6 protein-coding genes are annotated in these 6281 nt (G+C 71.1%); 4 read left to right on the top strand and 2 right to left on the bottom strand.

Features of this window, described 5'->3' with window-relative positions:
* The first annotated feature begins 126 nt into the window (after positions 1-126).
* The 4 genes from htpX (at position 127) to FPZ41_RS44005 (ending at position 4662) form a co-directional block, all read left to right on the top strand.
* Positions 127-1047 carry a zinc metalloprotease HtpX gene (gene htpX, locus FPZ41_RS44020; protein ID WP_131571189.1) on the top strand — a complete coding sequence of 307 codons (921 nt, stop codon included), beginning with the start codon at positions 127-129 and terminating at the stop codon, positions 1045-1047.
* A gap of 6 nt (positions 1048-1053) precedes the next feature.
* On the top strand, positions 1054-1635 hold the full coding sequence (gene pspAB / locus FPZ41_RS44015; protein ID WP_152870224.1) for a PspA-associated protein PspAB: 582 nt from the start codon (positions 1054-1056) through the stop codon (positions 1633-1635).
* A 58-nt stretch (positions 1636-1693) separates the two neighbouring features.
* Positions 1694-3379 (top strand): alpha/beta fold hydrolase, encoded by a 1686-nt coding sequence (locus FPZ41_RS44010; RefSeq protein ID WP_152870222.1) that lies wholly within the window; start codon positions 1694-1696, stop codon positions 3377-3379.
* 80 nt (positions 3380-3459) lie between these two features.
* Positions 3460-4662, top strand: coding sequence for a winged helix DNA-binding domain-containing protein (locus tag FPZ41_RS44005; protein ID WP_152870221.1), 1203 nt, complete (start codon positions 3460-3462; stop codon positions 4660-4662).
* 68 nt (positions 4663-4730) lie between these two features.
* Here FPZ41_RS44005 and FPZ41_RS44000 read toward each other — a convergent pair whose 3' ends face one another.
* Positions 4731-5390, bottom strand: coding sequence for a DUF4360 domain-containing protein (locus FPZ41_RS44000; protein ID WP_152870219.1), 660 nt, complete (start codon positions 5388-5390; stop codon positions 4731-4733).
* A gap of 340 nt (positions 5391-5730) precedes the next feature.
* Positions 5731-6045 (bottom strand): hypothetical protein, encoded by a 315-nt coding sequence (locus FPZ41_RS43995; RefSeq protein ID WP_322621509.1) that lies wholly within the window; start codon positions 6043-6045, stop codon positions 5731-5733.
* Between the last annotated feature and the right edge of the window lie 236 nt (positions 6046-6281).

Here is a 6281-nt window from a genome sequence, read left to right as displayed (position 1 = left end):
GAGATAGCGGGGGCGGCCGTCGATCAGCGGGCCTTTGCACCACCTAGGGGCGGCTGCGGCCGCTTTATGGTGGTTTTCGGGTGCACACTGGCATAGGGACGAGTGCCTGAGTGCGGGGTGATACAGATGGTGAACCGTTTCCGGAGCGACCGCGGACTGGTCGCGCGGATGGTACTCACGGTGTTCCTGCTCGGATTGCTGTACGTGGCCTTCATAGGCGTCCTGATCGTGCTGCTGAAGAGCGTGGTGGTGGTCATCGTGCTGGCCGCCGCGCTGCTGGGCGCGCAGTACTGGTTCTCGGACCGGATCGCGCTCTACGCGATGCACGGACAGATCGTGGAGCGGGACGAGTATCCGCAGCTCCACGGCGTCGTCGACCGGCTGTGCGCCGTGGCGGACATGCCGAAGCCGCAGGTCGCCGTGGCAAACATGGACATGCCCAACGCGTTCGCCACGGGGCGGAACCAGGATCACGCCGTGGTGTGTGTGACGACCGGGCTGCTCAGGCGGCTGGAGCCGGACGAACTGGAGGGCGTGCTCTCGCACGAGCTGTCCCACGTGGCGCACAAGGACGTCGCCGTGATCACCGTGGCGTCCTTCCTGGGCGTGATCGCCGGGCTGATCGTACGGTTCGCCTTCTACTCGCAACTGTTCGCGCGCGGGCGCAAGGACCAGAACACCCTCGCCGTGTTCGCGACAATCATCGGGGTCTCCATCGCCGTCTACGCGATCAGCTTCGTGCTCATCCGGGCCCTGTCCCGGTACCGGGAGCTGGCCGCCGACCGGGCGGGCGCGCTGCTCACCGGGCGGCCCTCGGCGCTGGCGTCCGCGCTGACGAAGGTGGACGGGGCGATCGCCAGGATCCCGACCCGCGACCTGCGGACCGCTCAGGCCTTCAACGCCTTCTACTTCACCCCGGCACTCGGCGACTCGCCCGTCTTCCAGCGCGTCTTCTCCACCCACCCGAGCCTGGAGCAGCGGCTCGACCAGCTGGGGCGGATCTCGGCCGAGCTGGGTGAAGCGGCGGCGCCCAGGAAGGCGGGCTGAGATCGCATGGGGTTCCTGGACGTCCTTCTCGGCCGTACGAAGCCGGTCGCGCCCGATCTCGACCAGCTGTTCGCGCTGCCGTCGGCCGCGGTGACGCTCGAGGCGGCGGCCTCCTTCACGCCCACCGGAACGGGCTCGGTGTGCTTCGCCACCGTGGAGGGCGCGGCGTTCACCGAGGTCCGCGAGGAGGTGCAGGAACTCCTCGACGCGGACTCGGAACGCCAGGGGCCGCCCGTCGAGGCCGTCCGGGACGAGTACGGGTACTCGTGGCTGGTCTCCCGCCGCGGACCGGACGACCTGCCCGCGCTCGTGGGTGATCTGCACGCGGTCAACAGCGCGCTGGAGAGCAGCGGGTTCGGGCCGCAGTTGCTGTGCTCCGTGGTGAGCTTCCAGAGCGGCGGAGACAGGCGGCTGGAGATCGTCTACCTGTACAAGCGTGGCACCTTCTACCCCATGTGCAGACTCGGCGGGCAACAGAAACGCGACAACGCACTGGAGCTGCAGATGTCCGCCCTGCTCAAGGACGACCTTCGGATCGAGCCCGACCTGAGCCGCTGGTTCCCGATCTGGGGCGTGCCGGGGTCGTAGAGCAGCACGAAACGACTGCGGTGAGCCGGAGGGGGTCACTCCGTGAGTAAATGCGGGGATGAGCCGACCCTCCTCTTTCGCACATTTCACACACGACCACGACGGTGAACAACTCAGCGGGGTGGACAGCGACGGCGACGGTGGCCTGGAACCAGCGGCCACCGTCGTCCTGTTGCACGGCGCCGGCAACGGCAGCAAGGAACGCCTCCTCCCCATGCTCGACGAGTTCGTGGCGCGTGGCTGCCGGGGCCTGGCCCTCGACTTCTCGGGGCACGGTGAGAGCACGGGTGAGCTGCGGGAGCTGAGTCTGCGGCGGCGTTTCGAGCAGGCCGCCGCCGTCATCGACGCACGGGTGCCCGTGGACGCGCCGCTGGTCCTCGTCGGGTTCAGCATGAGCGGGCAGACGGTGGCCGATCTCGCCCGCCACTACGGGGAGCGGGTGGCGGCGATCGGGCTGTGCGCGCCCGCGGTGTACGCGGCCGAGGCCTGGCCGGTGCCGTTCGGGGACGATGGGGGTCCCTCCCGGTCGAGCGAAGCCGAGACTGGGGGAGGAGAGTTCAGCACCATCATCCGGGCGCCCGAGAGCTGGCGTGCGGCCCCGGCGCTGGATGTGTTCCGGGGGTACCGCGGCCGGGCGGTGCTCGCCGTGCCCGCGACGGACCATGTCATCCCTCCGGCTGTGACCGAGGCTGTAGCTGACGCCCTGTCCACCCATGCCCAGTTCACCCGGCTCGAACTTCCGGACGCGGAGCACTGGCTGGGCCTGTGGTTCCGTGATCACGCCGACGACCGGCGGGAGTTCGTGGATGCCGTGCTGACGGGCCTGGGGGACGAGGGGTGGACGGCGACGCGGGCGTGGGTGGCCAAGCAGGTGCCGCAGGGGCGCGGTGTGCGTGACACGACGGTCCTGCACGGGGGCTGGAGCTCCCAGATGCGCCGGCTCACCCTCGACGACGGCTCCAGTCTGGTGCTGCGCTCCTTCGTGCGGCCCTTCTTCCGGCGGCACGCGCCGGGGCTGCTGGCCCGCGAGGCGTCCGTGCTCACGCTGCTCGCGCCGTACGACGGCATCCCGGTCCCGGAGCTGCGCGCGGTCGACGCCACCGCCGAACACGCCGACCATCCCTCGCTGTTGATGTCCCTGCTGCCGGGCACGGTGCGGGTCGACGACGTGGATCTCGAACGGCGCCTGGACCTGCTCGCCGGTCAGCTGGCCCGGGTCCACGCGGTCGTACCGGACGAACGGCCTCGCACGTATCAGGCGTGGACGTCTCCCGAGCGGGTCGGCTCGCCCGGCGGTGAGCCGTGGGACCGGGCGGTGGACGTGATCCGGCGCGCGGCGCCCGCGTACGAGGGGTGCTTCCTGCACCGGGACTTCCACCCCGGGAACGTCCTGTTCACCGGCGCCGGCGAGACCCTGCGGATCACTGGCGTCGTCGACTGGGTGGAGACCTCGTGGGGACCCGCTGACCTCGACGTCGCCCACTGCTCGACGGCGCTCGCGCTGCTGCACGGGCCGGAGCACGGGCTCGGCTTCCGCGCACGGTACGAGGCCCGCGGCGGCCGCAGCCTCGCGGAGGACCGGGAGCACCTGTACTGGGGGCTGCTGGACGCGCTGGGCTACGCACCGGACGCCACGAAGCTCGCGGGCCCCTGGCGCGAGCTCGGCCGCACCGACCTGACCCCGCAGGTGCTGGGGGCGCGGCTGGAGGCGTACGTGGCGGGGCTGCTGGACCAGTACGCGTAACGTGCTGTCCGGCTCGGTGACGGAGTTGGGGATGGTCAGGGGGACGGGGCTGATACGGCAGGGGACGGGGCTGATACGGCATGGGTGAGCGACTGCGGCGGCTCACGACGGCGGAACGTCGGACCCGGCTCGCGCTGCGGCACCGGCTGGCGCCGGGCGCGCGGGCGGCCACTCCGGAAGAGGTGGCCGGGTCCCTGGTGGCCTTGCACGGGACGGACCCGGCGACGGTGTACCTGGCGGTCGGGGCGCGTCTGGTGGACGCGGCCGGGACGGTGACGGAGCTCGACCGGGCGCTGTACGAGGAGCGGTCGCTGGTGCGGATGCACGGGATGCGGCACACCGTGTTCGTGTTCCCGACGGAGCTGGCCGCGGTGGTGCACGCCTCGACGGGGCTCACGGTCGCGGCACGGGCGCGGGCCGCCCTGATCAAGGACATGACCACCGGCAGCGACGGACGGCTGACCCCCGAATGGCTCGCGGAGGTCGAGGCGGCCGCGCTCGCCGCGCTCGCCCGGCGCGGACAGGCCACGGTGAACGAACTCGTGCACGACGAGCCGCGGTTGCGGGAGCAGTTCGTGTACGGGGCGGGCGGGAAGTACCAGCACACCGTGTCGTCCCGGCTCATGCGGGTGCTGGGAGTGGAGGGCAGAGTGGTGCGCGGCCGGCCGCTCGGCTCGTGGACGTCGACCCAGTTCCGCTGGGCGGTGGCGCCCCCGCACCCCGAGTTGCCGCCCGCCGGGGCGCAGTCGGAGCTGTTGCGGCAGTGGCTCACGGCGTGCGGTCCCGCCACGGAGGCGGACCTCAAGTGGTGGACCGGCTGGAAGGTGACCGAGGTCCGCAAGGCACTCGCCGCGATCGGGGCACAGGCCGTGTCCCTGGACGACGGGGGCACGGGCTACGTGACGGACGAGGTGACGGACGGGGACGCGGAGCCGTTCACCGAGCCCGTCGAGCCGTGGGCCGCGCTGCTTCCGGGCCTGGACCCGACGGCGATGGGCTGGCAGGACCGTGACTGGTACCTCGCGCCCGCCCTCCGCCCCGCCCTGTTCGACAGGAGTGGCAACGTCGGGCCGACGGTGTGGTGGAACGGCCGGGTGATCGGCTGCTGGGCCCAGCGTCCGGACGGCGAGATCGTGTGGCGGCTGCTGGAGACGGAGGGCGTCGGGAGCGAGGCACACTCGGCGATCGAGGCGGAGGCGGCACGGCTGTCCGCCTGGGTGGCCGGGACCCGGATCACGCCACGGTTCCGGACGCCGCTGGAACGGGAGCTGGCCTCCGGGTGAGGGAGGCATGAGGTCGTCCCCGGTCCCGGCCGGCGCGGTGTCGCTCCGGGACCGGGGACGACCTGCGGTCACTTCTCCGGACACTCCTTCCAGGCCAGGTGGTAGACCGTGCTGATGTCACCGTCCGTGGAGTCCATGGTCATGAAGCTGGTGCTGTTGGCCGGTGACGTGCCCTTGCTGACCCGCAGCTCGGTGTTGATGTTGAAGTTCCGCAACTCACCGCAGGGCGCCCAGACGAGCTGGGCCCAGTCGGTTTCGTCGGTGGCCTGCCAGTTGTCCTCGTACGGGCCGCTGAACGGGTGGGTCCTGGAGGCCGTGTCCGGGGAGCCCTGGAAGTAGTACGAGGCCTTCTGGGTGCTGCTCGCGCCACGCTGGAGTGAGGCGAAGCCCCGGTAGTCGGCGCTGGCGATGGCGTAGGTGAAGCCGCCGGGTACGTGGACGTTCAGGTTGAGCTGGCAGTTCTTGCGGAACGCGGTGGGGTCGGCGCCGCCGCCGACCTGGGCGAGGTAGTCGCTGTAGGTCACGGTGAAGGCGGTGTTGTCCGGCGAGACGGCGACCGCCGCGGTGCCCTGGGGACAGCCGGAGCCGTTCACCGTGGCGACCTTGATGACGATCTTGTCCGGGGGAGGATCGGTGAAGATCGGCGACGACGAGGACGAGGCCTGCGCCGGGAACGCGGTGGCGAGCAGAGCGGCGATCGCGCCGCCCAGGAGGAGCCCACGAGCCATGGTTCTCCCATCCATTGGGGGGTGCGGCCCGGCGCATGCGCGGTGGGCCGTCACGGACCGAAGAGGTGTGGATTGGATGAACGATCATGCACATGCCAAGCAGCCATGTGCATCACCCCCGGCCTGTGAAGGAGCTGTGAAGGCCGGGAGCGACCGAATCGTATGGACCCCGGGGCGGTGCGGCTAGGGCGATCTCCGGCCAACTCTGGAACTCTGCTGCGATCGGACCGACCTCCGGGCCGGCACCCCCGGCTCCGGCACACCAGCGCCGCCCCCTCGAACCCGAACACACCAGTGCCGCCCACCCCGCGGAGCGGACGGCACCGGAGACTCGCGTGCCTCAGCGGCTGTAGCGCATCAGCGCCCGCACCATGTGGCACGTCGTGTCGGACGGCGGGTGGACGCCGATGAGCTCGGCCGCGCCGCGGATCGTCTCGTTGCGGGCCTGGTTCGGGACGTGGACGCCGGAGTCGAGCAGGGCGATGGCGAGGCGCATCGCCTTCAGCCGGCGGTTGTGCGTGACGTACCACTCGCGGGGGCGGCCGGGCGGCAGCGGGCGCTTCTCGACGGGGGCGTACGGAAGGTCGAGCAGGACCGGCCTCCGGGCCGTGGACTGGGTGGGCAGCGGCTTCGACTTCAGTGCGGCAGCGGGCACGGGCATCCTCCTGTCGCGGTCAGGGCGTCGTCCGGGATCTCCGGAAACACCCTCGAACACTGCTTCTATTTTACTGGCCACCACTGACAATCAGGAGCCCTGGAGCCCACCAAAAGCCCAGGTGGGAAAGGGAATTGGCGTCGTGTCACCCAAGCTTCACGAGAGGCGCGTGAGGCAGCGGACCGGCGGGCCGGGGTGGCGACACCGCGGACCCGAAACCCCACCCGGCCCCCATC

Source organism: Streptomyces acidicola (assembly GCF_009377235.1).
GTDB classification, from domain to species: Bacteria; Actinomycetota; Actinomycetes; order Streptomycetales; family Streptomycetaceae; genus Streptomyces; species Streptomyces acidicola.
Note: the sequence above shows the minus strand (reverse complement) of the source record. Positions and strands in the feature narration are given on the sequence as shown.